Source organism: Streptomyces sp. DG2A-72 (assembly GCF_030499575.1).
GTDB lineage: Bacteria > Actinomycetota > Actinomycetes > Streptomycetales > Streptomycetaceae > Streptomyces.
Window position 1 is genome coordinate 5,586,476 of record NZ_JASTLC010000001.1, and the last position, 24,912, is coordinate 5,611,387.

General features: G+C 69.4%; 27 protein-coding genes. 19 read left to right on the forward strand and 8 right to left on the reverse strand.

What is annotated here, in order from left to right:
- Nucleotides 1–129: 129 nt before the first annotated feature.
- Nucleotides 130–1,677 (forward strand): substrate-binding domain-containing protein, encoded by a 1,548-nt coding sequence (locus QQY66_RS26745; protein WP_301982836.1) that lies wholly within the window; start codon nucleotides 130–132, stop codon nucleotides 1,675–1,677.
- A 99-nt stretch (nucleotides 1,678–1,776) separates the two neighbouring features.
- Nucleotides 1,777–3,186 carry a M20/M25/M40 family metallo-hydrolase gene (locus QQY66_RS26750; RefSeq protein ID WP_301982837.1) on the forward strand — a complete coding sequence of 470 codons (1,410 nt, stop codon included), beginning with the start codon at nucleotides 1,777–1,779 and terminating at the stop codon, nucleotides 3,184–3,186.
- Nucleotides 3,187–3,694: 508 nt separating this feature from the next.
- Here QQY66_RS26750 and QQY66_RS26755 read toward each other — a convergent pair.
- Nucleotides 3,695–4,831, reverse strand: coding sequence for an ABC transporter substrate-binding protein (locus QQY66_RS26755; RefSeq protein ID WP_301982838.1), 1,137 nt, complete (start codon nucleotides 4,829–4,831; stop codon nucleotides 3,695–3,697).
- Nucleotides 4,832–5,396: 565 nt separating this feature from the next.
- Complete coding sequence (locus tag QQY66_RS26760) at nucleotides 5,397–6,146, reverse strand: SLATT domain-containing protein (protein ID WP_301982839.1); 750 nt, start codon at nucleotides 6,144–6,146, stop codon at nucleotides 5,397–5,399.
- Between the two features lie 270 nt (nucleotides 6,147–6,416).
- On the opposite strand from QQY66_RS26760, the gene QQY66_RS26765 reads away from it, so the two are divergent.
- From QQY66_RS26765 to QQY66_RS26775, 3 genes are all read left to right on the forward strand, one after another.
- Nucleotides 6,417–6,761: a YbaB/EbfC family nucleoid-associated protein gene (locus QQY66_RS26765; protein WP_301987501.1), complete on the forward strand. Its 345-nt coding sequence runs from the start codon at nucleotides 6,417–6,419 to the stop codon at nucleotides 6,759–6,761.
- A 91-nt stretch (nucleotides 6,762–6,852) separates the two neighbouring features.
- Nucleotides 6,853–7,452, forward strand: coding sequence for a recombination mediator RecR (gene recR / locus QQY66_RS26770; RefSeq protein WP_155055651.1), 600 nt, complete (start codon nucleotides 6,853–6,855; stop codon nucleotides 7,450–7,452).
- The gene (locus QQY66_RS26775) at nucleotides 7,445–8,134 is read left to right on the forward strand and encodes a DUF5063 domain-containing protein (RefSeq protein WP_301982840.1); all 690 of its coding nucleotides are present in this window, start codon (nucleotides 7,445–7,447) and stop codon (nucleotides 8,132–8,134) included. Before recR ends, QQY66_RS26775 begins: the two co-directional genes overlap by 8 nt.
- A gap of 18 nt (nucleotides 8,135–8,152) precedes the next feature.
- Here the strand turns inward: QQY66_RS26775 and QQY66_RS26780 are convergent, their stop codons facing one another.
- Nucleotides 8,153–9,751 carry a sigma-70 family RNA polymerase sigma factor gene (locus tag QQY66_RS26780; protein ID WP_301982841.1) on the reverse strand — a complete coding sequence of 533 codons (1,599 nt, stop codon included), beginning with the start codon at nucleotides 9,749–9,751 and terminating at the stop codon, nucleotides 8,153–8,155.
- 209 nt (nucleotides 9,752–9,960) lie between these two features.
- Here QQY66_RS26780 and QQY66_RS26785 point away from each other — a divergent pair, with 209 nt between their 5' ends.
- A complete protein-coding gene (locus QQY66_RS26785; protein WP_301982842.1) occupies nucleotides 9,961–10,371 on the forward strand; it encodes an SsgA family sporulation/cell division regulator in 411 nt (136 codons plus the stop codon).
- Here the strand turns inward: QQY66_RS26785 and QQY66_RS26790 are convergent.
- Together QQY66_RS26790 and QQY66_RS26795 are read right to left on the reverse strand one after the other, a co-directional pair.
- Nucleotides 10,351–11,220 carry a PhzF family phenazine biosynthesis protein gene (locus QQY66_RS26790; RefSeq protein WP_301982843.1) on the reverse strand — a complete coding sequence of 290 codons (870 nt, stop codon included), beginning with the start codon at nucleotides 11,218–11,220 and terminating at the stop codon, nucleotides 10,351–10,353. The genes QQY66_RS26785 and QQY66_RS26790 overlap by 21 nt on opposite strands.
- 23 nt (nucleotides 11,221–11,243) lie before the next feature.
- Entirely contained in the window at nucleotides 11,244–11,978 is a 735-nt protein-coding gene (locus QQY66_RS26795) for a sulfite exporter TauE/SafE family protein (protein WP_301982844.1), read from the reverse strand.
- A 110-nt stretch (nucleotides 11,979–12,088) separates the two neighbouring features.
- On the opposite strand from QQY66_RS26795, the gene QQY66_RS26800 reads away from it, so the two are divergent.
- Entirely contained in the window at nucleotides 12,089–12,400 is a 312-nt protein-coding gene (locus QQY66_RS26800; protein WP_301982845.1) for a trypco2 family protein, read from the forward strand.
- Nucleotides 12,401–12,544: 144 nt separating this feature from the next.
- On the forward strand, nucleotides 12,545–15,097 hold the full coding sequence (locus tag QQY66_RS26805; RefSeq protein ID WP_301982846.1) for a tetratricopeptide repeat protein: 2,553 nt from the start codon (nucleotides 12,545–12,547) through the stop codon (nucleotides 15,095–15,097).
- 1 nt (nucleotide 15,098) lies between these two features.
- Here the strand turns inward: QQY66_RS26805 and QQY66_RS26810 are convergent, their stop codons facing one another.
- Nucleotides 15,099–15,494, reverse strand: a complete 396-nt coding sequence (locus QQY66_RS26810; RefSeq protein WP_301982847.1) for a hypothetical protein — start codon at nucleotides 15,492–15,494, stop codon at nucleotides 15,099–15,101.
- Nucleotides 15,495–15,635: 141 nt separating this feature from the next.
- Between QQY66_RS26810 and QQY66_RS26815 the strand changes: the two genes are divergently transcribed.
- The 9 genes from QQY66_RS26815 (at nucleotide 15,636) to QQY66_RS26855 (ending at nucleotide 20,304) form a co-directional block, all read left to right on the forward strand.
- Entirely contained in the window at nucleotides 15,636–16,388 is a 753-nt protein-coding gene (locus QQY66_RS26815) for a helix-turn-helix transcriptional regulator (RefSeq protein ID WP_301987502.1), read from the forward strand.
- Nucleotides 16,385–16,567 carry a DUF397 domain-containing protein gene (locus QQY66_RS26820; protein WP_301982848.1) on the forward strand — a complete coding sequence of 61 codons (183 nt, stop codon included), beginning with the start codon at nucleotides 16,385–16,387 and terminating at the stop codon, nucleotides 16,565–16,567. The genes QQY66_RS26815 and QQY66_RS26820 overlap by 4 nt, the downstream gene beginning before the upstream one ends.
- Nucleotides 16,568–16,812: 245 nt before the next feature.
- Nucleotides 16,813–17,643: a hypothetical protein gene (locus QQY66_RS26825; protein ID WP_301982849.1), complete on the forward strand. Its 831-nt coding sequence runs from the start codon at nucleotides 16,813–16,815 to the stop codon at nucleotides 17,641–17,643.
- Nucleotides 17,609–17,848, forward strand: a complete 240-nt coding sequence (locus QQY66_RS26830; RefSeq protein WP_301982850.1) for a hypothetical protein — start codon at nucleotides 17,609–17,611, stop codon at nucleotides 17,846–17,848. Before QQY66_RS26825 ends, QQY66_RS26830 begins: the two co-directional genes overlap by 35 nt.
- 53 nt (nucleotides 17,849–17,901) lie before the next feature.
- Nucleotides 17,902–18,624: a Uma2 family endonuclease gene (locus tag QQY66_RS26835; RefSeq protein ID WP_301982851.1), complete on the forward strand. Its 723-nt coding sequence runs from the start codon at nucleotides 17,902–17,904 to the stop codon at nucleotides 18,622–18,624.
- A gap of 50 nt (nucleotides 18,625–18,674) precedes the next feature.
- Entirely contained in the window at nucleotides 18,675–18,905 is a 231-nt protein-coding gene (locus QQY66_RS26840; protein ID WP_301982852.1) for a plasmid partition protein ParG, read from the forward strand.
- Entirely contained in the window at nucleotides 18,902–19,282 is a 381-nt protein-coding gene (locus tag QQY66_RS26845; RefSeq protein ID WP_301982853.1) for a hypothetical protein, read from the forward strand. The genes QQY66_RS26840 and QQY66_RS26845 overlap by 4 nt, the downstream gene beginning before the upstream one ends.
- A 126-nt stretch (nucleotides 19,283–19,408) precedes the next feature.
- Entirely contained in the window at nucleotides 19,409–19,537 is a 129-nt protein-coding gene (locus tag QQY66_RS26850; RefSeq protein ID WP_301982854.1) for a hypothetical protein, read from the forward strand.
- 269 nt (nucleotides 19,538–19,806) lie between these two features.
- Nucleotides 19,807–20,304 carry an SgcJ/EcaC family oxidoreductase gene (locus QQY66_RS26855; protein ID WP_301982855.1) on the forward strand — a complete coding sequence of 166 codons (498 nt, stop codon included), beginning with the start codon at nucleotides 19,807–19,809 and terminating at the stop codon, nucleotides 20,302–20,304.
- On the opposite strand, the gene QQY66_RS26860 is transcribed toward QQY66_RS26855, so the two are convergent.
- Both QQY66_RS26860 and QQY66_RS26865 read right to left on the reverse strand, forming a co-directional pair.
- A complete protein-coding gene (locus tag QQY66_RS26860; protein WP_301982856.1) occupies nucleotides 20,270–21,694 on the reverse strand; it encodes a HAMP domain-containing sensor histidine kinase in 1,425 nt (474 codons plus the stop codon). The genes QQY66_RS26855 and QQY66_RS26860 overlap by 35 nt on opposite strands.
- Nucleotides 21,691–22,377 carry a response regulator transcription factor gene (locus QQY66_RS26865; protein WP_301982857.1) on the reverse strand — a complete coding sequence of 229 codons (687 nt, stop codon included), beginning with the start codon at nucleotides 22,375–22,377 and terminating at the stop codon, nucleotides 21,691–21,693. Before QQY66_RS26865 ends, QQY66_RS26860 begins: the two co-directional genes overlap by 4 nt.
- Before the next feature lie 200 nt (nucleotides 22,378–22,577).
- Between QQY66_RS26865 and QQY66_RS26870 the strand changes: the two genes are divergently transcribed.
- Nucleotides 22,578–23,855 carry an aspartate kinase gene (locus QQY66_RS26870; protein ID WP_301982858.1) on the forward strand — a complete coding sequence of 426 codons (1,278 nt, stop codon included), beginning with the start codon at nucleotides 22,578–22,580 and terminating at the stop codon, nucleotides 23,853–23,855.
- Nucleotides 23,852–24,904 (forward strand): aspartate-semialdehyde dehydrogenase, encoded by a 1,053-nt coding sequence (locus QQY66_RS26875; protein ID WP_301982859.1) that lies wholly within the window; start codon nucleotides 23,852–23,854, stop codon nucleotides 24,902–24,904. Before QQY66_RS26870 ends, QQY66_RS26875 begins: the two co-directional genes overlap by 4 nt.
- Nucleotides 24,905–24,912: the final 8 nt, after the last annotated feature.

Sequence of the window (24,912 nt, forward strand, 5' to 3'; positions counted from 1 at the left end):
CCGCCCGTTGAAGGCGCCGCGCGGCAGTTGAATCTCAAGCGAACTTCTGCGGACGGAAACGGAATATCACAGCACGCGACCGTACAGTGACCGGACACTATCGGGTTCTGGGAGTTGCGGGGGCACCCAGTGGAGTGGCTGAGCGCAGAGAATGTCGTCGCCGTCGCGACGTCGGTCTTGGGTATCGCGGCCGCGATCGCCATGGTGTGGTACGAGCGCCACATTCCACGGCGTAAGCGGATCGGTTACCGCGTCCAGATGGACAACCCGATAGGGGACGACGTCCAGTCGGGCCGCCCGAACGTCCGGCTCGGTTCGTTCGACGCGCCCAACATGGCCAACGGGACGCTCGTCCTGCTGCGCATCGAGAACGACGGCTCGGAGAGCATCGGCCTCGACGACTACACGAGTCGTGAACTCAACGGCCTCACCGTGGAGTTCACCGACCGGACCATCCACGGTGTGTCGGTCACCCAGCCGCAAGGCACCGACCACCTGATGAGCCACTTCACTCCGCACTCGGGCTTCGGCTACGACGAGGACGGCAACAAGCTGCGCCTCCCGCGCGTCCCGCTCAACCGCGGCGAGTACTTCAAGCTGCTGGTGCTGCTGTCGGGCGGTGACGTGGGCCGGGACATCAAACTCGTCGGCGGCATCCGGGACGGTGCGGTGCGTCCCAACCGCGGTGCGTTGCCGGACGACACGCCGCCGCTGTTCAGCCGGGCGGCCCGGGCGATCACCATCGTGCTCACCGCCTCCGTCCTCACCCTCTCGACCATCATCATCGCCCGCGACGACAATCCGCCCCCGCTGGGCTGCGAGAAGGGCGAGCTCACGGTCACCGGCTCCACCGCCTTCGCGCCCGTGGTGCGGGACCTGGCGAAGGAGTACGAGAAGGACTGCGAGGGCTCCGACATCGCGGTGGACACCCGGGGCAGTACGGCAGGTGTCGGCGAACTCGCCGATCTGAAGGGCGAGTCGGCGAAGACCCGGACGTCCATGATCGCCTTCTCCGACGGCCGCAGCACACGCGCCGGCGCCGCCCTGGAGGCCGAGTCCATCGCCCTGTCCGTCTTCACGCTGGTCGCCAACAGCGGCCTCGACCTTCCGGAGGGTCTGACCCTGACGCAGGTCCGGCGCCTCTACTCCGGGGAGATCGGGTACTGGGACGAGCTCGTCCCCTCACTGCCGCACCGGCGGGTCGTCCTGGTCAGCCGGGACGCCGACTCCGGTACCCGGCAGGTCTTCCAGGACCGGGTGCTCGACGGGAGGTGGGAGGGCGTGCCCAGCACCTCCCTGGACTGCGATCTCGCGGTCGACAGGTCCGCCCCCGTGCGCTGCGAGCTCAACTCCACAGGGGACGTGCTGAAGAAGGTCGCCTCGACCCAGGGCGCCATCGGCTTCAGCGAACTCAACCAGGCGAACGACGAGAAGGGCGTCAAGCTCGTCGCCCTCAACGGCGACATCGCCGACGTCGAGGCCATCGAGAACGACGGCAGTCCCTACCCGTATCGCGGCGTGGAGTACGCCTACACCTACGGCGCCCCGCCCGCCGGCTCCCTCGCCGGCAGCTTCCTCGACTACATCCGGAACAACGGCCAGAACGTCATCCGCAGCCACGGCCATGTGCCGTGCTCGACGGAGGCGGGGGGCCAGCTCTGCCGCGACGACGACTGACGCGGCCTCAACTCGCCTTATTGCGCGCCCTCTTGCGCTGCGCTTGACGCGTCCACAACCATGGGTGACGGTTCGTTCGCATCGGCCACGGGAGACGACATGCGCCCCAGCCCCTCCAGAAGAACGGTCCTCACCGCTACGGCGGCGAGCGCGGCGGTGGTGGGGACGGGGGGCGGTGCGGAGGCGGCGGCCGGTGATCCGGTGGCTGGGGGCGGCCCGGCGACGTCCCAGCGTCCGAGCCGCGAACTGCGCGCCCTGCTACGGGAGATATCCGAGTCCCGCATCGAGGCGACGGTCCGCAAACTGGTGTCCTTCGGCACTCGCCACACCCTCTCCACCCAGGACGACCCGGATCGCGGCATAGGCGCGGCCCGGGACTGGATCGCGGCGGAGCTGCGCAGGTACGCCGAGACGTCGGGCGGCCGTATGACGGTGGAGCTGCAGTCGTACGTCCAGGAACCGGCGCCCCGCATCCCGGTGGCGACCCGGATCACGAACGTCGTCGCGACCCTCCGCGGCTCGGTGACGCCGGAGCGCGTGTACGTCGTCTCGGGCCATTACGACTCCCGCGTCACGGACGTCATGGACGCCACCTCGGACTCGCCGGGCGCGGACGACGACGCGTCGGGCGTGGCGGTGGCGATGGAACTGGCCCGGGTGATGGCGACGCGCAGGCCCGCTGCGACGATCGTGTTCGCCGCGGTGGCGGGGGAGGAGCAGGGGCTGTACGGGGCGGCGCACATGGCGCAGCAGTACCGGGCGGCCGGGACGGATGTACAGGGCATGTTCACCAACGACATCGTCGGCAGCCCGAAGGCGGACGACGGCACGGTGGACCCGTACACCATCCGTCTCTTCGCGGAGGGCGTGCCGTCCTCCGAGACGCCGGAGCAGGCGGCGACACGGCGCTCGGTGGGCGGCGAGAACGACTCCGCGACCCGTCAGCTGGCCCGCTTCGTCCGGGACGTGGCGGAGAACGACGCGACGGGCATGCGTGTCCGCGTCATCTACCGCCGGGACCGCTACCGGCGCGGCGGCGACCACATCCCCTTCCTCGAACGCGCCTATCCCGCCGCCCGCTTCACCGAACCGACCGAGGACTACGCCCATCAGCACCAGGACGTACGCATCGACGAAACGGGCAAGCAGTACGGCGACCTGCCCGAGTTCTGCGACTTCCCGTTCATCACGAGGGTGGCGAAGGTGAACGCGGCGACCCTGTGGACCCTGGCCCAGGCCCCGGGCACCCCCCGAGGCGCCAAGATCGTCACCGCCACCCTGACCAACTCGACCGAGCTGGTGTGGACGCGGGGCACGGAACCCGACCTCGCCGGCTACGAGGTGGTCTGGCGCGAGACGACGTCCCCGGAGTGGACCCACGTGATCCCGGTGGGAGACGTGACGACCTACGAGGTCGACCTGTCGAAGGACAACGTGTTCTTCGGGGTGAGAGCGGTGAACAGGGCGGGCAACAGGAGCCCGGTGGCGTTCCCGAACCCGTCCGCTTAGCTGCGGGCAGCCGTCCCGCCAGCTGCGGGCACCCTCGGCCACCCCCAACGACGGTCAGGCCCTGCCCGGCCTGCACACCCGCCTGGCGCGTCGCGCGCCGCTGCCTGCCGAGCACTTGGTCGACAGAGCCCACGTTCCGGGCGGGCGAGATGCCGGGCGTCCATCACGCGGGTACCACGGATTGCTCGCCCGCGCGATCTGCGCCGTCAGAGACGGGACCCGCTCACCGGAACGGGGACGGAGCGACAACGGACACCTCGGCAACCGCATCGGCCTTCGAAACAGCACCGAGCATTCCCGGTGATCATGCCGGCACACCGGGAAACGTCATCGGCCCCCTCCGGCTCACCGGCCGCACAAACATCGCCGTCGCCCTCCGCCACCACGCCCGCAACCCCGCCGGGCCCTTGGCCACCCTGGACATCAGGTGATCAAACCGGCCACCCCGCGAGAACGACGCAGTCCTGGCGGTGTAGCCCACCGGTGGGACCTGTGGCCCCGCCCATGGTCACGCTCCGGGGTGCAGCCCGAGCCAGCCCGGCGTGGGGTCGCCCTTGACCTCGCCGAAGTACAGGGCGAACGTCTGCTTCCAGCGCTCCACTTCGGCACGGTCGGCCATGAAGCGGGGGAAGCCGTCGAGGTGGGCGTTCGGGTACTCCCAGATCGGCCTCAGCCCGCCCGCGGGAGTGACGTCGGTCCGTACCGACCAGCCGTTGAAGGCTGCTTGCTGCCGTTGGGCGGACAGCACCCAGTTGAGGTAGAGCTTGGCCGCGGTCGGGTTCTTGGCCTGCCTCAGGACCGCGAGGCGCTGCCCCCACGCCATGAACGGATGCCCGTCGGCCACCGCCCACTGCACGGGCTCCGACGCCGACGCCGTCAGCGACCCCGCCCCGCCGACACCGATCGCCGCCTGGCCGGCGCTTATCGCGTCCTCCGGGGAATTGCTGCCCCGCGCGAACCGCACGTCCTGTGCGGCCAGCCGGGCCACCCAGTCCCAGCCGTACCGCTCGGCGTACAGCTTGTAGAGAAACAGGACCGCGTCGTCGTCATGCGGGTACGACGAGGCGATCTTCCCCTTCCACTTCGGGTCGACCAGGTCGAGCGGAGTGCGCGGCGCGTCCGAACCGACCGCCGCCGGGGCGTACATGTAGCTGAAGCCGATCACCGCGCCCGCCACCCAGGCGCCCTGCGGGTCCCGGAAGCGGTGGTGCAGCTTGGAGAACCCGGCGGGCTTGTAGGGCAGCAGACGGCCTTGCTCCTTCCAGCGCGGGAAGTCGTGCAAAGTCTGCAGCTGGACGACGTCGGGGACGAGGCTGCCGGTCGCGAGCTGGTTGTCGACACGGACGTCGTGGTACTTGCTGTAGTCCACGATCAGCGTCATGTCGATGCCCGGGAAACGCCGCGTGAAGGCCGCCTTGAGGCGGTCCTGCTGGGTCGGCGTGTCACCGCCGGCGTACAGCACGAGCTTGCCGCCTTCGGCGAGGGCAGCCTGGTGCAGCTCGTCGAGCGTCCTGGTCTCCTCGGGGCCGGAGGCGTACCGGGCCGCGGAAGGAGAGGCTGTGGCCGGAGCCGCGGCGGCGCCGAGACCGAGGGCGGCACCCGCGCTCGTGGCGAGGACACTTCGTCTGCTGAGGAAGCTGGACATGTAGGAAAGACCTCTCTGCTGGGGGGGAGGCACAAGACCCGGCGCCATGGGCACGGGCCATACGGGGGCTTCGGATACCCCCGCGGACCGCCGGACGTGGTGGCGATCCTGTCGCTGCTCCCCACCGGCAACCAGCCACTGCTTTCCCTACGAGCGGTCTTCCTACTACTGACAGGGACAGGCTGTGGAGAGGGCAGAGCAGTCAAGCAACTCCGGCGTGACCCGCGCGCACTCGGTCCGGTCCCTTGCGTGGCCGTCCCCTTCCGAGCCGGGGCACCAGTCCGTAGCCGGCCGGTGGGCCCGGCACACGGTGGAGTCGACGTTCACATCCGAGGTGGGCAGGCCCTTCGCGTCCGCCACCGTATGCCGTCTGTCAACTGCCGCCGTGTCCACACCGGCGGACGGCCCGACTTGATGCCCCGCGGCACAACGGCTCAGGCCGCGCCCACTGGCCAGTCGTCAGATCCCCACGTCCCACAGCACGCGATCATTCACGACCAAGATCCACTTTCGCAACGTCAGCGCCGGGCTGCGCGACCCACCGCCGCCCAGTCACAACTCCGGGTCACCTTGGCTCAGGCGGCCGCTGCCGAGGCATGTTCGGCCGGGCGGAGCCCCCCGGCGCCATGGGAAACCGCCCCTGCACCACAGCCCCCTCCCCCCGAACCCCTCCGGACACCGCCGACTGAATCCCCATCGGCGCGGACCCCGTCCGGAACTCCACCATCCAGTCCGCCGTCTCCGCCCGCACCAACTCCGTCACGTCCTCGGAGAACCTCCGCAGCACCCCCAGGCACCGCTCCGCAGCCTCACTCGCCGTCCCCTCCGCCGGCCCCAGCACCTCCCGCACACTCTCCGAGGCCCAGTCGAACTGCAGCACCTGAAGCCGCCGCTGCACAGCCTGCGCAGTCGCGACGTCCCTTATCCACCCGGACGTGACTCCGAAGCACCGGTCGACCGCCACACACGCCGCCCCGAGCAGCAGCGCCAGATACCCCCACGCGGCCGCCCCGACCAGCACCCCCGTCAGATCCAGCAACGGCAAGGCACCCCCCGCCACCGCCCCCACCGCGGCACCCGCCCGCAGCCCCCGCGCCCCCCGCCGCTTCCACACCCGATCGGCGAGATACCAGGTCGCGGTGTCCAGCGCCCCGCGCTCCACCCACCGGTACAGCTCATCCAGCCGCTCCGCCGGCTCCGCCCAGTCCCCGAGCGGAAACGTCCGCCCGGCCAGATCGCCCGGCCGCAGCCCGGCGGCGTCCTTGCCGCGCCCGTCCTGAGGCCGACCCTCGGGCTGCATCTCCGGCTGACCCACCCGGCACTCCCTACTGATCACGGCGCGTGACGCCTGCCTGGCGCTCACGTGACACCTGATCCTGACGCGCCGCACCCTTCCTACCGCCCAATGGGTGGCGAAGACCCGGTTTTCGTCTCTTTTCCGCCCGGAAGTGGGCCTTGATCAGGTATAGGACTCACGGCCGCCTCACTCGAAAGAGTGCTGGGGCGACGGCTGCGCGGACCACGTAGGCTCGTGCCGAGCGGGAAAAACGAGCGGGAAAAACCCGTACCCGAAGAGGAGCTGATCGTGATCCCCGGTGGTGGCCAGCCCAATATGCAGCAGCTGCTCCAGCAGGCCCAGAAGATGCAGCAGGACCTGGCGCGGGCGCAGGAGGAACTGGCGCAGACGGAGGTCGACGGCCAGGCCGGCGGCGGCCTGGTGACGGCCACCGTCACCGGCGCCGGTGAGCTGCGCGCCCTCAAGATCGACCCGAAGGCGGTGGACCCCGAAGACACCGAGACGCTCGCCGACCTGGTCATCGCGGCCGTACACGCGGCCAACGAGAACGCGCAGACGCTCCAGCAGCAGAAGCTGGGCCCGCTGGCGCAGGGGCTGGGCGGCGGCAGCGGTATCCCCGGCCTGCCGTTCTGACACCTGTTCTGTGACCGGACCTGTCTTACTGCGGCGGGCGTCCGGCAACTACCGTACGAACTGAGCGAACACCAGGAAGGGCGGGCAGTCCGTGTACGAAGGCGTGGTCCAGGACCTCATCGACGAACTGGGGCGGCTGCCCGGCGTCGGTCCCAAGAGCGCGCAGCGGATCGCCTTCCACATCCTCCAGGCCGAACCGACAGATGTACGGCGCCTTGCGCAGGCCCTCATGGAGGTCAAGGCCAAGGTCCGCTTCTGTGCGATCTGCGGGAACGTCGCGCAGGAGGAGAACTGCAACATCTGCCGCGACACCCGCCGCGACCCCGCCGTCATCTGCGTGGTGGAGGAGCCGAAGGACGTCGTCGCGATCGAGCGCACCCGCGAGTTCCGCGGCCGCTACCACGTCCTCGGCGGCGCGATCAGCCCGATCGAGGGTGTCGGTCCGGACGACCTGCGTATACGAGAACTTCTCGCGCGGTTGGCCGACGGGACGGTAACGGAACTGATCCTGGCCACGGACCCGAATCTGGAAGGCGAGGCCACGGCCACGTACCTCGCCCGCATGATCAAGCCCATGGGCCTCAAGGTCACCCGCCTGGCCAGCGGCCTCCCGGTGGGTGGCGACCTGGAATACGCGGACGAGGTGACCCTCGGCCGCGCCTTCGAGGGGAGACGACTCCTAGATGTCTGACGCCACACTGCACGCGACCACGCAGGACCCGGACGACTTCGCGGTCCAGATCGCGGACCAGGTAGAGAGCTTCCTCGTTGCGGTCACCGAGGTGGCGAAGGGCGACGAGCCGGAATCGGCGATCCCCTTCCTCCTGCTGGAGGTCTCCCAGCTGCTGCTCGCCGGGGGCCGCCTCGGTGCGCACGAGGACCTGGTGCCCGAGGAGCGCTACGAGCCCGACCCCGGCCCCGAGCCGGACGTGGACGACCTCCGCGAGAACCTCGCCCGGCTCCTCGAACCGGTCGACGTCTACTCGGAGGTCTTCGACCCCTACGAGCCCCGCAAGGCGCCGGTCCCCGCCCGTATCTCCGACGACCTCACCGACGTCATCACCGACCTCCGCCACGGAATGGTCCACTACCGCGCGGGCCGCACCACCGAGGCCATGTGGTGGTGGCAGTTCTCCTACTTCTCCAACTGGGGCGCCACGGCTTCGGCGACGCTGCGGGCGTTGCAGTCCGTCCTGGCGCACGTGCGGTTGAACCAGCCCCTCGAGGAGCTCGACGGCCTCGACACGGACCAGGCCATGGGCGACGACACGCTCGAGTTCGAGGCCGGGAAGGTCATGGCGGAGGAGATCGCGGGTCCGCTGGGTCTGAATTCGGCCAAGTCCAAAGCCAAGGCCAAGTCCAAGGCCAAGTAGCCAGGGGCACCGTCGGCGTCAGTCCCCGCAGTCTCCGCCGGGGTCCGAGGGTACGGAGGGCCCGGGGGGTGTCGGCTGCGGGGCGGGTTCGGTCGGCCCGGAGGGGTCGGCCGGGTCGGCGGGCGTGGCGGGTTCTGCAGGTTCGGCTGGTTCAGCCGGTTCCCCCGGCGCCGCAGGTTCGGCTGGTTCTGCGGGTGTGGCGGGTTGGGCCGGTTCGGATGGCTCGGCCGGGTAAGCCGGTTCAGCCGGCGCCGGAGGAATCGGGGCCTCCTCAACAGGAGCGGGTTCCGAAGGGGCCGGAGGCTCCTGCTCCGGCGCGGGCGGGGGCGCGGGAGCAGCCGGAGCGGGGGGTTCGGCTTCCGAGGGACCCGATCCAGCCGGAGTGTCCGCGTCCGGAGTCCCTGCTTCGGGAGCCTCCGTTTCCGGGGTCTCGTTCGCGGGCGTTCCCGACTCTTCCGCTCCCTCGTCCGCGGGCGTGCCCGGCCCTTCCGCCCCTTGCCCCGCTTCTTCCGGTTCTTCCCGGGCGACAGAAACCCGCTCGGTGTCGCCCGGTGTCGACTCGTCGGCCGCCGCCACCGGCGCCTCCGCGGCCACGTCCTTCGGCGGCTGCTCCACCGGTATCTCGGCCACCGGCCCCTTCGCCACCGGCACGCCTCCCGGCGGAACCGAAGGGGAGTCGATCACGCCCAGCGCCAGGACGAGCGCGGCGGCGGCGCCCGCCACCGTCGTACCGACCGCGACCGATGCCGACACCTTCGAGCCACCGGTGGCGGCATGGCGTATCCCGTGCAACAGCCCGCCGGCATGTCCTCCCGCCACGGTCGCCGCACCCGCGGATCCCGCGGCGAACGGCAGCAGGAACTTGCCCGCGCCGCCCACCACGAAGACCAGCAGAGCGGGACCGACGAGCGCGGGCAGCCGGTCGTTCGCGCGCATCAGGACCGCGAGCCGGTGGCGGCAGTCCTCGCAGGCGTCCACGTGACCGAGCAGCCGCTCGGACTGGCGGGACGTCGCGCTGCCGCGCACATACGCGGGCATGCGCGCCCAGTGGACCTCGCACGCGGGGTCGTCGGGGGCACCGTCCTGGGTCCGCAGAAACGCCTGGCGCATGCCTTCGCGGGCCCGGTGCAGCAGTACCGCGGTCGCGCCCTGCCGGATGCCGATCTGCGTGCCGACCGCGTTCAGCGGCTGTCCCTCCGCCTCCGCCAGCCACAGCGCCTTCACCCAGCGCTCGGGCAGTTGCCCCAGTACGCGCACCAACAGGTCGACGGAAGAGACCTGTTCGGCCGGATCGTCGACGTGTGGGCCGTTCCCCGCCTGCTCGTCGGTCTGCGGATCCCGAGGGGTCTCGCGTACGGCGCTTCCGGCAGCGGCGGCGAGATGACGCACCGTCGTCATGAGATACGCGGGCACGTTGTCGATCTCGTGCCCTTCCGCCAGCCGCCGCCACACGCGGAAGTGGGCCTCGGCGACGAGGTCTTCGGCGACCCAGGCGTTCCGGGTGAGCGTCCGCGCGTAGGCGACGAGGCGGGGCTGGAGCTCCTCATAGATGCGCGCGTACGTGGCCGTGGCGGACGCGAACTCCGGGGCGTGCGCGGCGGCGAGGCCGTCGTTCATGGCGGGGTGCTCCAGTTGCCTGCGGGTGTGGCAGGGACAAGGGTGTAAGCCTAGATGCCAGAACATTCAACAAAAGTTCCCGGCTCCAGCGGGCGTGATGTGCATCACATCAACTGCCTTGGATTCCCGCGTAATCAGCGGGCACTCAGCGCACTCAAGAAAGGCATCGGCCCCATGGGCCCCCGCCTCACCCGAATCGGAGTCCAACCATGGACATCACCCTGGAACACCCCGTCCACGCCCACCTGATCACCACCGGCCGGGAGCTCCCGGTCCCCGTGACCCTCCGCTACACCTCGGCCGACCCCCTCGCCGTGCACCTCGACTTCCCGGGCCATGTCTCGCTCAGCGGGGAAGCCTCGACCTGGACCTTCGCCCGCTCCCTCCTGGAGGAGGGCCTGGGCACGGCCGCCGGGATCGGCAGCGTGCACATATGGCCCTGCGGACCGTTGCGCACGGTCGTCGAGTTGCACGCGCTGGAGGGCGTGGCGATGGTCTGGTTCGACCCAGCCGTCCTGCGCCGCTTCCTGCTCCGCTCGTACGCCGTGGTCGAGCCGACCGACGAGAACCTGGGAACGGCCCTGGACGAAGGCCTCACCTCACTGCTGGGCGGGGTCTGACGTGAGGTCCGCTCCGATGCCTACGGCGGCGCCGGTGACGCCGATGCCGCTGCCGGGCGCTTCCGGCACCGACACCCAGATGGTGCTCGGCCGCCCCATGTCCACACCCTGGTGAATCGTCAAGGCAGCCGGTACGGCGATGAGTTGCAGCTCCCTCAGATAGCCGCCGAACGCGGCAGCCGCCGCGCCGGTGGCGGGGTCCTCGACGACACCGCCGGGCGGGAAGGGATTGCGGGCGTGGAACACCGTGGGCGACTCCCGCCAGACCAGATCGACGGTCGTCCACTCCTTGCGGCGCATGAGCACGCTGAGCGCGGACATGTCGTACTCCAGGTCGGCCAGGCGGCTTCGGGTGCCGGCCGCGATGACCGGATGCCAGGCCCCGGCATAGGCCACCCGCGGCGGCAGCGCCGGATCGAGATCCTCGGCCGACCAGCGCAGGGCGTCGAGCAGTTCGGCCAGATCGGCGTCCGACAAGGCCGCCGTACGCGGCTCGACGCTGGTCAGCGAGGCCACGACGGAACCGTCCTCCGCCCGTTCCGCCGTGACAGGCACAGCCCCCGCCCTGGTGCGCAGCACCAGGGACCCCGGCCCGTGCCGCTCCGCATACGCGACCGCCGTCGCGATCGTCGCATGACCGCAGAACGGCACCTCGGCGAGCGGGCTGAAGTACCGGACATCCAGCCCACCATCGTCGGTCGGCAGCACGAACGCCGTCTCCGAATACCCCACTTCAGCCGCGACCGCCAGCATCGTCGCGTCGTCGAGCCCTGTGGCGTCGAGGACGACACCCGCGGGGTTGCCTCCGGCCGGGTCGGTGGTGAATGCCGTATAGCGCAAGATCTTCATTCGGCCGACCGTAACGAGATCAGCTACCGAAGGCCACCCCAATAAGTCCACATCCCTTTCCCCACCGCCCCGAGCCCACCCGCGAGGGCCAGCGCCAGTACGAGCGCCCGGACCCGCCGCTCCGGCACCCGCCCGGCGAGCCCTCGCCCCGCGAGCGCACCGACGGCCATCGCGACAGCCAGGACGGCCCACTGCGCCCGCTCCATCCGCGGCACCCCGTTCGCCGCCACGGAGAACGCGTTGACGACCACGCCATAGAACAGCGCGTTCGGCACGAAGTCCGATACGGCCCACCCCGCGTTGACCGCGTACAGGGACATCGGCGGTCCCCCCACTCCCGCCGCCGAGTTCATGAACCCGCCCACCGCACCGGCCGCGACCGCGCCTCCCGTGCCGCGCAGCGCGTGCACCCGGGCGCCCCGCATGACCAGTAGAACGGCGACAGTCACCAGCCCGCCCATGACCAACATCAGCCCGGCTTCCGGCAGTTGGCGGGTGACCCACGTCCCCGCGGGCACGGTGCACACCGCTGCGACACACAACGGCACCATCGCCCTCAGCCGCACCCGCCGCCACCCCACGGCCAGCCCCACGACACAGATGACCCCGGCCGCACAGTTGACCAGAGCGACCCCCTCACCCGGCCCGAGCAGCAGCACCAGCGCGGGTACGGCGACCAGCGCGAACCCCATGCCGGTGAGCCACTGGACGCAGGAGGCGAGCAACACGACGGCGCCCAGCAGGAGATCGGCTGTCATGGGTGGGGATCCTCGCGGCCGGGAACAGAAGGGTCAACGCCTGGCATGGGCCGGACGGCGTGGCGAGTACGCTGCGCCACGACGCGTATACGGGGATGAGGGGGTGCCTGGTGGCGGACGAGGCATGGGTGGGGCTGGCCGAGGCGATCGGAGCGATCCGGGCGGAGCTTCAGCAGGCGATGCGGGACGGGGCGGGGCAGGAGATCCAGTTCCGCACGGGAGTGGTCGAGGTCGAGTTTTCCGTGGACGTGAAGAAGGACGGAGAGGCGCGGGCGAAAGTGCTGGTGCTGCCGTTCGGGGCCGAAGCGAAGGCCGCCCGGTCCAAGGGCACGACGAACCGCGTGACGATCACGCTCCAGCCGGTCGACGCCGAGGGCACGGATCTGCGTATCACGGACGACTCGGGGGAACGGCCCAAGTAACGGGGAGCACGGGGGTGTTGGCCTGTGGATGTGCGGCGGGTCGTCGAAGTGTGGAACCCGGTCGGGAAGTGTTCCGGGACCGGATACTTGGTCGCGGATCGGCTGGTTCTGACAGCTCTTCACAATGTGCTGGGCTGCGGCGGGTTGGAAGTCCGGCAGCTCGGTGCGGATGAGCCGAAGTGGATCTCCGCCGAGGTGCTGTGGCCGCGGGTTCCGCCCGATCTGGAGCGGGAGCCGCAGGCGGACGGCGCGTTGGTCAGGATCACGGATCCCGGGTGGGTGCCGCCGGCGGGCGCTGAACCCGTCCGGTGGGGCCGGATCGACGCGCCGATGGTGCGGGAGGAACGGCTCGGGTGCGTGGCGGTCGGATTTCCCCGGTCCGAGGTGCGGGACGGGGGCCGCGACACCAAGGAGATCCGCGGCCACATCGAGACGCTGACCGGGCTCAAGTCCGGGGGACTGATCACGGCATACGTCGACCAGGTCGCCGTTCCCAGCAAGCCGGACGAGAAGTCGCGGTGGGCGGGGGCGTCGGGGGCGGCGTTGTTCGTACGGGGGCGGCTGGTCGGGGTCGTGACGACGGACCGGCAGCGGGATTACCGCGGGGATCAGTTGACGGCGGTGTCGCTGGTCGCGCTGGCGGCGCGGCCCGGGTTCGCGTCGGCCGTGGGGGAACTGGTCCCGGAGGACGTCACGGCCGCTGATCGTGGAGGGGCGCCGAGTACGGCGTACGACGTCGAAGTGCCGCCGGGCGTGCACAACTTGCCGGAGCTGCCGTCGCCGATCTTCGTCGGCAGGACGGAGGTGATGGCCGAGCTGGAGCGGGCCCTCTCGACGGAGTCACAGACGATCACGCAGACGCTGCACGGGCTCGGAGGTGTCGGGAAGACGACGCTGGCCCTGCACTACGCGCATGACCATGCCGGGGCGTACCGGCTGGTGTGGTGGATCCGCTCGGACAGCCCCGAACTCATCGAGGCGGGCTTGGCCGCCCTCACCGTCCGCCTGTGGGGCGAAGAGGTATCCGGCCTCACCACCGCTCAGGCTGCCGAGTGGGCGGTGGGGTGGTTGCAGACGCACCCCGGGTGGCTCCTGGTTTTCGACAACGCGGAGAAGCCGGAGGATGTGCATGCCTGGACGGGCCAACTGCGCTCATCCGGACGGTCCTTGATCACCAGTCGGTACAGGCGTGGCTGGATCTGCGACCCGATCGCGCTGCCCGTGCTGGACGACGACGCCTCGCTGGCCCTGCTGTCGAGTCTTGTCGGGGATGGCGACGGTGACGAGGCCCGCGCACTGGCGGACGACCTAGGCCATCTGCCGCTCGCCCTGCAACAGGCGGGCGCCTTCATCGCGCAGACCGGGATCACGATCGCCGACTACCAGGCCTTGTGGCACCAGTATCCGGAGCGCGCCACGGATGCGGCGCCGGGCGGCTCGGACCCCACACGGACGGTCGCACGGATCTGGCGCATCACGCTGGACGCCCTCCAGGAGCGCGATCCCAGGGCTGTGGACCTCCTGCGGATCGCCGCCTGGTATGCCCCGACGGGCATTCCACGCTCCCTGTTCGCGCCGCTGGCCGACGATCCGGTCGACCTTGCCCAACTCCTGGGTCATCTGGCCGACTACAACATGATCACCCTCGACCGGGCGGGCATCGGCGTCCACCGTCTGGTCCAGCGGGTGGCACGCACGCCATCGGCGGAGGACCCGCATCGTGATCAGGCGCGCATCGGGGAATCGCGTGACCGTGCTGTGGAGCTGATGCTCGATGAACTACCCGCCAGCCCCTTTGAGAACGTTGCGGGCTGGCCCACGTGGAGAGTCCTGATCCCACACGTCGAAGCCCTCCTCGGGGCGTGCGATCCGGTGGAGCACACTGCTGACATCAGTCAGGTCCTCAATGTGGCAGGGCAGTTCTTGGAAGAGCAAGGACAACTGAGTCAAGCCACCGGCTATTTCGAGCGCTGTCTCGCAGGGGTTACCCGACTCTTCGGCGAGGATCATCCGGAGACGCTGTCGTCGCGGAACAACCTGGCTCACGTGTACAAGTCGGCGGGAGATCTTGAGCGGGCGATCCCGTTGTTCGAGCGGGCGTTGGAGGGCCGTGTGCGGGTGTCGGGTGAGGATCATCCGGAGACGCTGCGGTTGCGGAACAACCTGGCTTCCGCGTACGGAGCGGCGGGGGATGTGAGGCGGGCGATCCCGTTGTACGAGCGGACGTTGGAGGATCGTGTGCGGGTGTCGGGTGAGGATCATCCGGAGACGCTGCGGTCGCGGAACAACCTGGCTTACGCGTACAGAGCGGTGGGGGATTTAGGGCGGGCGATCCCATTGCAGGAGCGGGCGTTGGAGGATCGTGTGCGGGTGCTGGGGGAGGATCATCCAGAGACGCTGGTGTCGCGGAACAACCTGGCTGCCGTGTATGACTCGGTGGGGGATTTGGGGCGGGCGATCCCGTTGTACGAGCGGGCGTTGGAGGATCGTGTGCGGGTGCTGGGGGAGGATCATCCGGAGACGCTGGTGTCGCGGAACAACCTGGCTTACGCGTACGGAGAGGCGGGGGATTTGGAAGCAGCAATCCAGTTGTACGAGCAGGCGCTGTCCGGTCTCCGTCGGGTACTGGGCGAGGACCACCCGATGACGAAGCTCGTCCGCAAAAACCTGTCCATCGCGCGTGACCAAGCGTCCTGACCTACACCCCCGCCAGCAACCGCCCCGCCGCCACAAACGGCGCCGTGGCCGTGGGCTCGCTGTACCAGCGCAGAGGCCAGGTGTTCCCGTCCAGTGCCGGGATGCCGATGTACGTGATGGCGAGCGTGCTCTTCCCGCCGAACTGCTGCACGCCGAGCGGCCAGTCGTGCTTGCGGACTTCGCCGGGGGCCAGCAGGAAGTACATCCACCGGAAGCCGATGGCCTCGCACACGATGGGCCCCGCGTCCCCGTCCGTGGCCTCGATGAGCTGCGTGGCGACGACTTCCCCACGCCCTCCTTCGATGCGTACGACGTCGAAGTGCACGCCGGCCACCCGGAGTTGATTCCCCGAGGCCGGGATCCAGTCGGGGCGGTGAATTGCGTTCGTCATGGTCACACCGTGCCGCCCAGCGGTCTACGCTCGGTAGCGACTGAGGTGATACTCGCCGGGGTGTATCGGCCGGAGGTGCCCGCTGTGTCGGTCCCGTACAACAACTCCCACTCGTCGCCCCTCAACTGGCGCTACAGCGGCAACCAGATGAAACGCTGGCGCACGAAGGCGAACGTCAGCCGAGAGGAACTGGCCGCCGCCGCCAATTACTCGCCGGACACCATCAAGTCCATGGAGCAGGGCGTACGCATGCCGACGCCGCGCGTCCTCGACGTGGCCGACGAGCTGTGCCGGGCGGACGGGCTGCTCAGCGCGGCCAAGGAGTACTTGCGACGGGAGAAGTTCCCGGCACGGGCGCAGGACTTCATGGAGCGTGAGAAGGAGGCGATCAGTCGCTGGTCGTACGAAGTCACGCTGATTCCAGGTCTGTTGCAGACGAAGGACTACGCCCGGACTCTGATCGAGAACCGCCTTCCGCCGCTGGACGAGGAGACAGTGGAGGAGCGGATCGCGGCCCGGATGGAGCGACAGGCCATCGTCACGGAACGGAAGCCGCCAGTGGCCTTGAGTTTCGTTCTCTACGAGGCGGTACTGCGCAGCCCTCAGGCGGATGCCCATCAACTGCACTACCTGATCGACAGGTCGCGGCTGCGGAACGTCTCGTTGCAGGTGCTCCCCTTCGAGCGAGCCGTCACTGCCGCGCTCATGGGTCCCATGGTGCTGCTGGAGACCCGCGACCACGAGCGCTTCGCCTTCACGGAAGGGCCGTTCGCCAGTGAACTGTCCGCCGATCCAGATGTTGTCAGCCGCGTGACCGAGCGGCTTAGCATGATCCGCGCGCAGGCCCTCAGCCCCGCTGAGTCGGCCCGATTCATCGAGCGGATGGTGGAGCAGTCATGAGTGACCAACTGACCTGGTTCAAGTCCAGCTACAGCGATGACGAGGGCGGCGACTGCGTCGAAGTGGCCTTCTCCGTCACCATCCACGTACGCGACTCCAAACTCCCCGCGAGCCCGGAACTCCACCTCACCGCCCCCGCTTGGAAGGCCTTCATTTCCGCAGTTCAGCCCGGAGCTTGAGCCCCGGGCTTCGAGCTCTTCCCATGGGTTTTCTGGGCTTTGGTTTGGTTGAAATCCAACCCAAACAACCCATTCTGTACGTGAGTTGAGGGGCCGTAACCCGAATGGGTGACGTTCCGTGATCGGCTTGCGTCGGAACGTAAAGCCACTCTAGGTTCGCGGCAAACGAGCAAATAAATCGGCCCCGGTCGGTGCTACCAACACCGGCTCCGGGGCCTGACCTACGGATCGAAGAGGACTCGATCGTGGCTTACGCCCAGCCTAGCCCTGCCCTGCCGTCCCCGCAGCACCCCATGGCCAAATCGGGCTACGGCAAACGCTCCGCAGGTGACGAAAACCCGCACGCCGACCCGGACTTCGCACACCTGAGCCCCCGCGACCGCGAGATCGCCGTCTTCATCGACCATCTCGAAGACGGCCACGCCATGGGCTACAAGGCGATCGCGGCAGAGCACCCGCGCTACGGCCAGCAGGCTGTTCGCGTCTCGATGAGCCGCATCACCCTCGCCGGTCACCTGCGCTGGATCAAGGAGCACATCACCGTCGAGGACAACTCGATGCGGTGGGTGACGCGGACGTACTGGTCGCGTACGCGCAGGTCGGCGAAGTGGTGGGCGGACTTCGCGCAGGAGCGCCACGGCAAGGACGTCACCGAGCATCACCAGCCGGGACTGGCCCGGGTCAAGGACACCGAGGAGCCCGAGCAGCCCGAGAGGCCCGAGGAGTCGGCCTCGGCGGTGGAACAGGCCGAGCCGGACGAGCAGCCCGCCCAGCAGCCCAGCGCCGCTTATCAGACTCTCGCCGACCTCCGGGCCGCCGACCGTCGCATGGCGCTCTCCGAGCAGGAATGCCGCGCCCCTCGAACCCCAGGCCGCCGAGTGGCTGTCTCTCGGCGCGACGCCCCACGAGATCACCAGGGCCCTGACCGACGGGCTGCCGCCCGTCGTCGACAACCCGGGCGGATTCGCCCGCAGACGATTGGAGAACAAGTTGCCCCCGAAGAAGGCGAAGGTTCGGCAGAAGGCCGTCCGCCGTGCCCGTGTGACCCGCGTGATCATGGCCTGCGGCCTGTGTGACGCGGACGAGCGGACGACGGAGATCGTGAGCGGCCTGTGCCGCGAATGCCTGGCGGAGGTCGAGGCCGAGGGGCCGGTGTACGGCTACGTCCCGGACACCTTCCTGCCCGGCCCGCGCGATGGCAGCACCCTGCCCGGCGCGGACGAGGTCATCGACGTCACCGAGCGCGTCGACGCTCTTCGCCGTGCGGCGGGACTGCTGTGAGCGTGCATGGTTCGCCGCTCAGGGCGCCGCGGGAATCAGGGAAACGGCTGCAGATGTTCCTCACGGAATTCGAGGAACTGGCCCGAGTGGCGCCCGAGATGGTGCAACTGGAGTTCATCGACGGCCGACTCGAAGTCCGGCCGACGCCCGACGGGGGTCATCTCAAGGCACTTGAGAGGATCACTGATGCCTGCCGGCATCTCCGTCCTGAGTTGGACTTCCATCAGTCGCGCGGGATCAAGGTGGGGGAACACGCGTCCGGACGCGCGTGGCTGGACGGTGCGCTGGCACCGGCAAGGTACTTCGCGAACGATGCCGATGGTGCCGAATGGGCGGACCCCGACGGCGTATTGATGGCAGTCACCGTCGTCATGAGCACCGACAGACGGGATCCTGTTGCCCTTCGTGAGGCGTATGCCGCCGCGAGAATCCCTGTGTACCTGGTGGTGGACCGGGCTGACCGCTCGGCGGCCGTGTTCTTCGAACCGATGGACGGCCGGTACCGGTCGGCGACGATGTGCGCCTTCGGCAGCATGCTGAGATTGCCGGAGCCGGTGGGCGTGAATCTGCGGACCGCGGTATTCGATGGGCTGGAGGAGGAACCTGCGGGCGCCGTGCGTATCTCCACCGAGGTCGCAGCTCAGTACCTCGCCGACCTGCGGCAGGCACAGGGCGCCGAGACCGACGAGGAAGCGGTGAGGAAAGCCGTCATGGAAGCGGCACGGCGGATTCAGGCACGCGAGCGTACGGATGTCAGCGGGCAGGAGGAGCTGTGATGTACCAGGAAGCGGAGGCGTGTACAGCATCCCTGCTGTACGGTGGCTTCATGTCGCGACACGTCACCATCCGCCTGGACGAGGAGTTCCACGATCGCCTGAAGGCGCGCGCGGCTGCCGAGGGGACGACGGTCACGGCCCTGATCACGGACGTCGTCAGGCGTGAACTCGACGAGGACCGTGAGCAGTTCCTGGCGGGGGTCGAGGAGTTCGCCGAGCACTGGGACTACTTCCAGGAGCGGTTCGGGAAGCAGGAGCGGTCCGGAGGGCCGGCCACGTGAAGATCACCATGGAGTGGGCGTGGGAGGCGATGGCCCACCATTTGCCCTCGGACCCGGCCGTCTGGGATCCCTCGGGCCTGATTGCCGCTGTCGCGCGGCACCAGAACGACCTGGTGCTCGTCGCGGAGCAGCCCGCGCCGGACATCGCCTGGCGAGCCGCCGCGTTCCTGCACACCCTGGCCGTGTGCCCGCCGTTGGAGTCGCCGATGAACGAGTTCTACGCGGCTGCGGCCACGCGGTCGTACCTTCGCGTGGCCGGGGCGAAATCGATGCCCTCGCCGATGCTCCTCGGCGATCTGGTCGAGGCTGCCAAGGCGGGGAGAACCGACGTGTTCGGGGTGGCGCGAGAGCTGCGGACCGCGATGCGACCGGCCTGATCGAACGCGCGGTGACTGCCCCCGACGGGGAGATCGTCCCAGGCCAGGGCATCAAAATCCTTGGTGTGGACGGGGATTGGACTCTGCCGAGCGGGGTCACAGGGCTTGTCGTGGGTGGGGTGATGGATGTCGGTGCGTCGGTGCCGTCGCGACGAGGGACAGGGCGTCCGCCGCTACGACGTCTGCCTCGACACCGAGACCGGCGGGCGGACCCGTGACCGCTTCCGGCGACGGTTCCGTCCCGGCCGGGCGTGACATCGGGGTGTAGCGCGCTACACCCCGATTCGGGAGCGCACTCCCTCGAAGCGGCTCCTCGGAAACGGGATCGTTGGTGCGGGAGCGGGAGCCGAAGGGGTCCAGGGCCGCGTGATCATCCTGTGACCCTGCGTAGGTTGCACGGGTCTTGGCTGTCCCCTGTACGTCGGCTGCATGGGCGCTAACCGGCGGAAAGCGAGTCTGGAGTCACTTCCACCGCAGCGAACGCGGAGGGAAGCACAAGGCCCCTGACCCGCACTGGAGTTGCGATGACTCGTAAGACCCGCATACGCGCCGCCGTCGTCACCGCCACCGCCCTCGTCGTCGCAGGCACCTTCGCCGCCGGCGCCGCGACGGCCGGGCCCGCGGCGGCCGGCAAGCCCAGCAAGGCGCAGGTCGCCTCGCTGTTCGACACGTGGAACGCCGCACTGCAGACCGGTGACCCGGAGAAGGTCGCCGACCTGTACGCCAAGGACGCCGTCCTGCTCCCCACCGTCTCCAACAAGATCCGTACCGACCGGGCGGGCATCGTCGACTACTTCGAGCACTTCCTGGCGAACAAGCCGGTCGGGAAGAAGATCCAGACCGTGGTCAACGTCCTCGACTCCAACTCGGTCATCGACGCCGGGGCGTACCAGTTCGCGCTGACCGACCACGAGACCGGCGAGGAGCGCGTCGTCAAGGCTCGCTACACGTACGAGTACGAGAAGCGGGACGGCGTGTGGAAGATCGTCAACCACCACTCTTCTGCGATGCCCGAAGGCTGATCTCCACGCTCAGCCCGCCGCCATGGGGGTCCCCCCGGTCGAGCGAAGCCGAGACTGGGGGAGCGTCCTTCAGAGCCACCGTGCCGCCGTCGTCCGTCACCAGTTGCTTGACGACCGCCAGGCCCAGGCCCGACCCCGCGCGCCCGGTGAGGCCCTGGCCCCGCCAGAAGCGGTCGAAGGCGCGGGACTTCTCCGCGTCCGACATGCCGGGGCCCTCGTCCGCCACGGACAGCACCACTTCGTCGCCCCCCTGGTCGACCCGTACGGTGATCGTTCCGCCGTCCGGTGAGACCTCCAGGGCGTTCGAGAGCACGTTGTCCAGAACCTGGTCCAGATGGCCGGGGCTGGACAGGACAAGCAGCCGGTCGTCGGCACTCCCCCTGAGCGCGATGGTGACTCCGCGCTCGTCGGCGGCCGGCCTCCACACCGAGAGGCGTTCCCGCACGATGTCCCACAGGGGCAGTTGTTCGGCCGCCGACACCTTCGCCTCTGCCCGGGCGAGGACCAGCAGGCCGTTCACCAGGCGGCTCATGCGGACGACCTCCGCCGTCGCCTGCTCCACGTCCTCCCGTACGAAGTCGTCGTCCACGCCGTCCGCGATGTTGTCCAGGGACAGGCGCAATGCCGTGAGGGGAGTGCGGAGTTGGTGGGAGGCGTCGGCGACGAAGATGCGCTGCGAGGCGATGAGGGTGTCGAGGCGCTCACCGGCCTGGTTGAGGGTGCGCGCCAGCGTCTGTGTCTCCGACGGGCCCGTCACCGTCGACCGCGCCGTCAGGTCGCCGTCGCTGAACTTGCTCGCCATCTCGTTGAGCTGGCGCAGGGGGCGGGTGATGCGCCGTGCCGCCGCGGCGCCGATCACGGCGGCCACGACGAGGACGGCGACCGCGAGGCCCGCGCGGAAGCCCCAGATCTGCCACAGCCGGCCGGTCAGGGCGTCGGTCGAGTACACGATGCGTACGGCGCCGACGACCTCGCCCCGGTTGCGGCCGTCACCGGCCACCGCGCTCTCCCGGGCGGGAACGGTGATCGTCAGTTCCGGTCCCCAGATGAAGGAGGAGCCCCAGTCGGTCGCGGGCTCGCCCGTCTTGAGGACCTTGGCCAGGTCCGCGTCCCGGTCCGGTTTCGGCAGACCCGTCTCGGCGCAGCTCCCGGTCACCTCGACCTCGCCGGGCGTCTGGCCGGCGTACGCCGCGGCCATCTCGCCCAGCGCCGCGCACGACGGGGCGTTTCCGTTGCCGAGCAGCAGGGCCATGGTGTCGGCCTCCCGCCGGACGGAATCCGCGGTGTCGCCCCGCAGCTGGTCCGTGAGCGTGAAGGCCACCGGCACGGTGAACAGGGCGATGGCGACGGCGGTGAGACCGACGTAACTGCGGATGAGCTGACGGATCATGGTGCGCTCTTACCGCCGTCCACGATCTCCAGCCGGAAGCCGACGCCCCGTACCGCCTCGATCGTGATCGCGCCCGCGAATTTCCGCCGCAGCGCCGCCACATGCACGTCGAGTGTCTTGGTCGGGCCGAACCAGTTCGCGTCCCAGACCGCCTCCATGATCTGCTCGCGCGACATCAGCGCGCCCGGCTCCTCGGTGAGGAAGGCCAGCAGGTCGTACTCCTTGGGGGCGAGGGACACCTCATCGCCGTCCAGCCGGACGCGAGCGGCCTTGCGGTCGATCGTCAGGCGCGGGCCGTAGCGGTCGGGGCCGGACTCCGCGGCCGTACGGGGCTGGAAGCGCCGCATCACCGCCCGTATCCGCGCGATGACCTCTCGCACCCCGAACGGTTTGGACACATAGTCGTCCGCGCCCAGCTCCAGGCCCACCACCCGGTCCGTCTCGTCGCTGCGTGCGCTGATCACGATGATCGGCACGTCGCCTCGCTCGCGCAGCGCCTTGCAGACGTCGAGGCCGTCGGTGTCGGGCAGACCGAGGTCGAGGAGGACGACGTCGTACGGCCCCTCGTACGCGAGCGCCGCGCCGCCCGTGGTCACCCACTCCACCTCGAAGCCGTAGCGGATCAGGCCGCGCCGGAGGGACTCCGCCACCGGCTCATCGTCTTCCACCAGAAGTACGCGCACAAGCGGAACCTTAGTGCTTGAAAGTTGATACACAGAGGTCGCTTGTGACCCGCGGCACTTTTTCGCGTGCCTTCGCCGTATGCCGGGCATGTGCAGTCCGAGAACGAGCGGCCGGAGATCTCACCATGCGGTATTCCGGAGGGGAAATTCGGACGCTCGGTAAACTGAGCCGACACACACGGACTGAGCGAGGAGCGCACGTGGGCCTTGTCGTGCAGAAGTACGGAGGCTCCTCCGTAGCCGATGCCGAGGGCATCAAGCGCGTCGCCAAGCGGATCGTGGAAGCGAAGAAGAACGGCCACCAGGTGGTCGTCGTCGTTTCCGCGATGGGCGACACGACGGACGAGCTGATCGATCTCGCCGGAGAGGTATCACCGATGCCTGCCGGGCGTGAGTTCGACATGCTGCTGACCGCCGGAGAGCGGATCTCCATGGCACTGCTGGCCATGGCGATCAAAAACCTGGGGCACGAAGCCCAGTCGTTCACCGGCAGCCAGGCAGGCGTCATCACCGACTCGGTCCACAACAAAGCCCGGATCATCGACGTCACGCCCGGCCGTATCCGGACCGCGCTGGACGAGGGCAACATCGCCATCGTGGCCGGGTTCCAGGGTGTCTCCCAGGACAAGAAGGACATCACCACGCTGGGGCGCGGTGGGTCCGACACGACGGCCGTCGCCCTCGCCGCCGCCCTCGACGCCGAGGTGTGCGAGATCTACACCGACGTCGACGGCGTGTTCACCGCCGACCCGCGCGTGGTGAAGAAGGCGAAGAAGATCGACTGGATCTCCTTCGAGGACATGCTGGAGCTGGCCGCGTCCGGCTCGAAGGTGCTGCTCCACCGGTGTGTGGAGTACGCCCGCCGCTACAACATCCCGATCCATGTCCGGTCCAGCTTCAGCGGACTGCAGGGCACATGGGTCAGCAGCGAGCCGATTGAGCAAGGGGACAACAAGGTGGAGCAGGCCATCATCTCCGGTGTCGCGCACGACACCTCCGAGGCCAAGATCACGGTTGTCGGCGTGCCGGACAAGCCGGGCGAGGCCGCCGCGATCTTCCGCACGATCTCGGACGCCGAGATCAACATCGACATGATCGTGCAGAACGTGTCCGCCGCCTCCACCGGCCTGACGGACATCTCGTTCACGCTCCCCAAGACCGACGGCCGCAAGGCCATCGACGCCCTGGAGAAGAACAAGCACGGCATCGGCTACGAATCGCTGCGCTACGACGACCAGATCGGCAAGATCTCGCTCGTCGGCGCCGGCATGAAGACCAACCCGGGCGTCACGGCCGACTTCTTCACGGCTCTGTCCGACGCCGGCGTGAACATCGAGCTGATCTCCACCTCCGAGATCCGTATCTCCGTGGTCACCCGCGCCGACGACGTCAAGGAGGCCGTGACCGCCGTGCACACCGCCTTCGGGCTCGACTCCGACAGCGACGAGGCCGTTGTCTACGGAGGCACCGGCCGATGACCGTCCGACCGACGCTCGCGGTCGTGGGAGCGACCGGAGCCGTCGGCACGGTCATGCTCCAGATCCTGTCCCAGCACGCGGACATCTGGGGCGAGATCCGTCTGATCGCCTCGCCGCGCTCGGCCGGCCGCAAGCTGGCCGTGCGCGGCGAGGAGGTCGAGGTGGTGGCGCTCACCGAGGAGGCCTTCGACGGCGTCGACGTCGCCATGTTCGACGTACCGGACGAGGTCGCGGCGCAGTGGGCTCCCGTCGCCGCCGCCAAGGGCGCCGTGGTGGTGGACAATTCGGGCGCCTTCCGGATGGACCCCGATGTGCCGCTCGTCGTGCCCGAGGTCAATCCGCATGCGGCGCGGGTCCGGCCTCGCGGGATCATCGCCAACCCGAACTGCACGACGCTGTCGATGATCGTGGCCCTGGGCGCGCTGCATGCCGAGTACGGGCTGCGCGAGCTGGTGGTGTCGTCGTACCAGGCCGTCAGCGGGGCCGGTCGGACCGGCGTCGAGACGCTGCGCCGGCAGTTGTCCCTGGTGGCCGGTACGGAGCTGGGGACCAGCCCCGGTGATGTACGGCGGGCCGTCGGCGACGACACCGGGCCGTTCCCGGAGCCGGTCGCGCTGAACGTCGTACCGTGGGCCGGGTCCCTGCGTGAGGACGGCTGGTCGTCGGAGGAGATGAAGGTGCGGGACGAGTCCCGCAAGATCCTCGGACTGCCGCGGCTGCCCGTCGCCGTGACATGCGTCCGGGTGCCGGTGGTCACCACGCACGCCCTGACCGTGCACGCCCGCTTCGAGGGCGAGGTCACCGTCGAGGGCGTCCGCGAACTTCTGGCCACGGCGCCCGGTGTCGTCCTCTTCGACAACCCGGCCGCGGGGGAGTTCCCCACGCCCGCCGATGTGGTCGGCACCGATCCGACCTGGGTGGGGCGCGTGCGCCGGGCGCTGGACGACCCCACGGCGCTCGAACTCTTCGTGTGCGGGGACAACCTGCGCAAGGGCGCCGCACTCAACACCGCGCAGATCGCCGAGCTGGTGGCGGCGGAGTTCCGCTGAGTTCTTCA

Bases quoted from the DNA above. Each gene is read 5' to 3' on its own strand.
- QQY66_RS26750 (WP_301982837.1), top strand. From the start codon at position 1,777: ATGCGCCCCAGCCCCTCCAGAAGAACGGTCCTCACCGCTACGGCGGCG.
- QQY66_RS26755 (WP_301982838.1), bottom strand. From the start codon at position 4,831: ATGTCCAGCTTCCTCAGCAGACGAAGTGTCCTCGCCACGAGCGCGGGT.
- QQY66_RS26775 (WP_301982840.1), top strand. From the start codon at position 7,445: ATGTCTGACGCCACACTGCACGCGACCACGCAGGACCCGGACGACTTC.
- QQY66_RS26780 (WP_301982841.1), bottom strand. From the start codon at position 9,751: ATGAACGACGGCCTCGCCGCCGCGCACGCCCCGGAGTTCGCGTCCGCC.
- QQY66_RS26785 (WP_301982842.1), top strand. From the start codon at position 9,961: ATGGACATCACCCTGGAACACCCCGTCCACGCCCACCTGATCACCACC.
- QQY66_RS26790 (WP_301982843.1), bottom strand. From the start codon at position 11,220: ATGAAGATCTTGCGCTATACGGCATTCACCACCGACCCGGCCGGAGGC.
- QQY66_RS26795 (WP_301982844.1), bottom strand. From the start codon at position 11,978: ATGACAGCCGATCTCCTGCTGGGCGCCGTCGTGTTGCTCGCCTCCTGC.
- QQY66_RS26815 (WP_301987502.1), top strand. From the start codon at position 15,636: ATGAAACGCTGGCGCACGAAGGCGAACGTCAGCCGAGAGGAACTGGCC.
- QQY66_RS26820 (WP_301982848.1), top strand. From the start codon at position 16,385: ATGAGTGACCAACTGACCTGGTTCAAGTCCAGCTACAGCGATGACGAG.
- QQY66_RS26835 (WP_301982851.1), top strand. From the start codon at position 17,902: ATGTTCCTCACGGAATTCGAGGAACTGGCCCGAGTGGCGCCCGAGATG.
- QQY66_RS26840 (WP_301982852.1), top strand. From the start codon at position 18,675: ATGTCGCGACACGTCACCATCCGCCTGGACGAGGAGTTCCACGATCGC.
- QQY66_RS26850 (WP_301982854.1), top strand. From the start codon at position 19,409: ATGTCGGTGCGTCGGTGCCGTCGCGACGAGGGACAGGGCGTCCGCCGC.
- QQY66_RS26855 (WP_301982855.1), top strand. From the start codon at position 19,807: ATGACTCGTAAGACCCGCATACGCGCCGCCGTCGTCACCGCCACCGCC.
- QQY66_RS26860 (WP_301982856.1), bottom strand. From the start codon at position 21,694: ATGATCCGTCAGCTCATCCGCAGTTACGTCGGTCTCACCGCCGTCGCC.
- QQY66_RS26875 (WP_301982859.1), top strand. From the start codon at position 23,852: ATGACCGTCCGACCGACGCTCGCGGTCGTGGGAGCGACCGGAGCCGTC.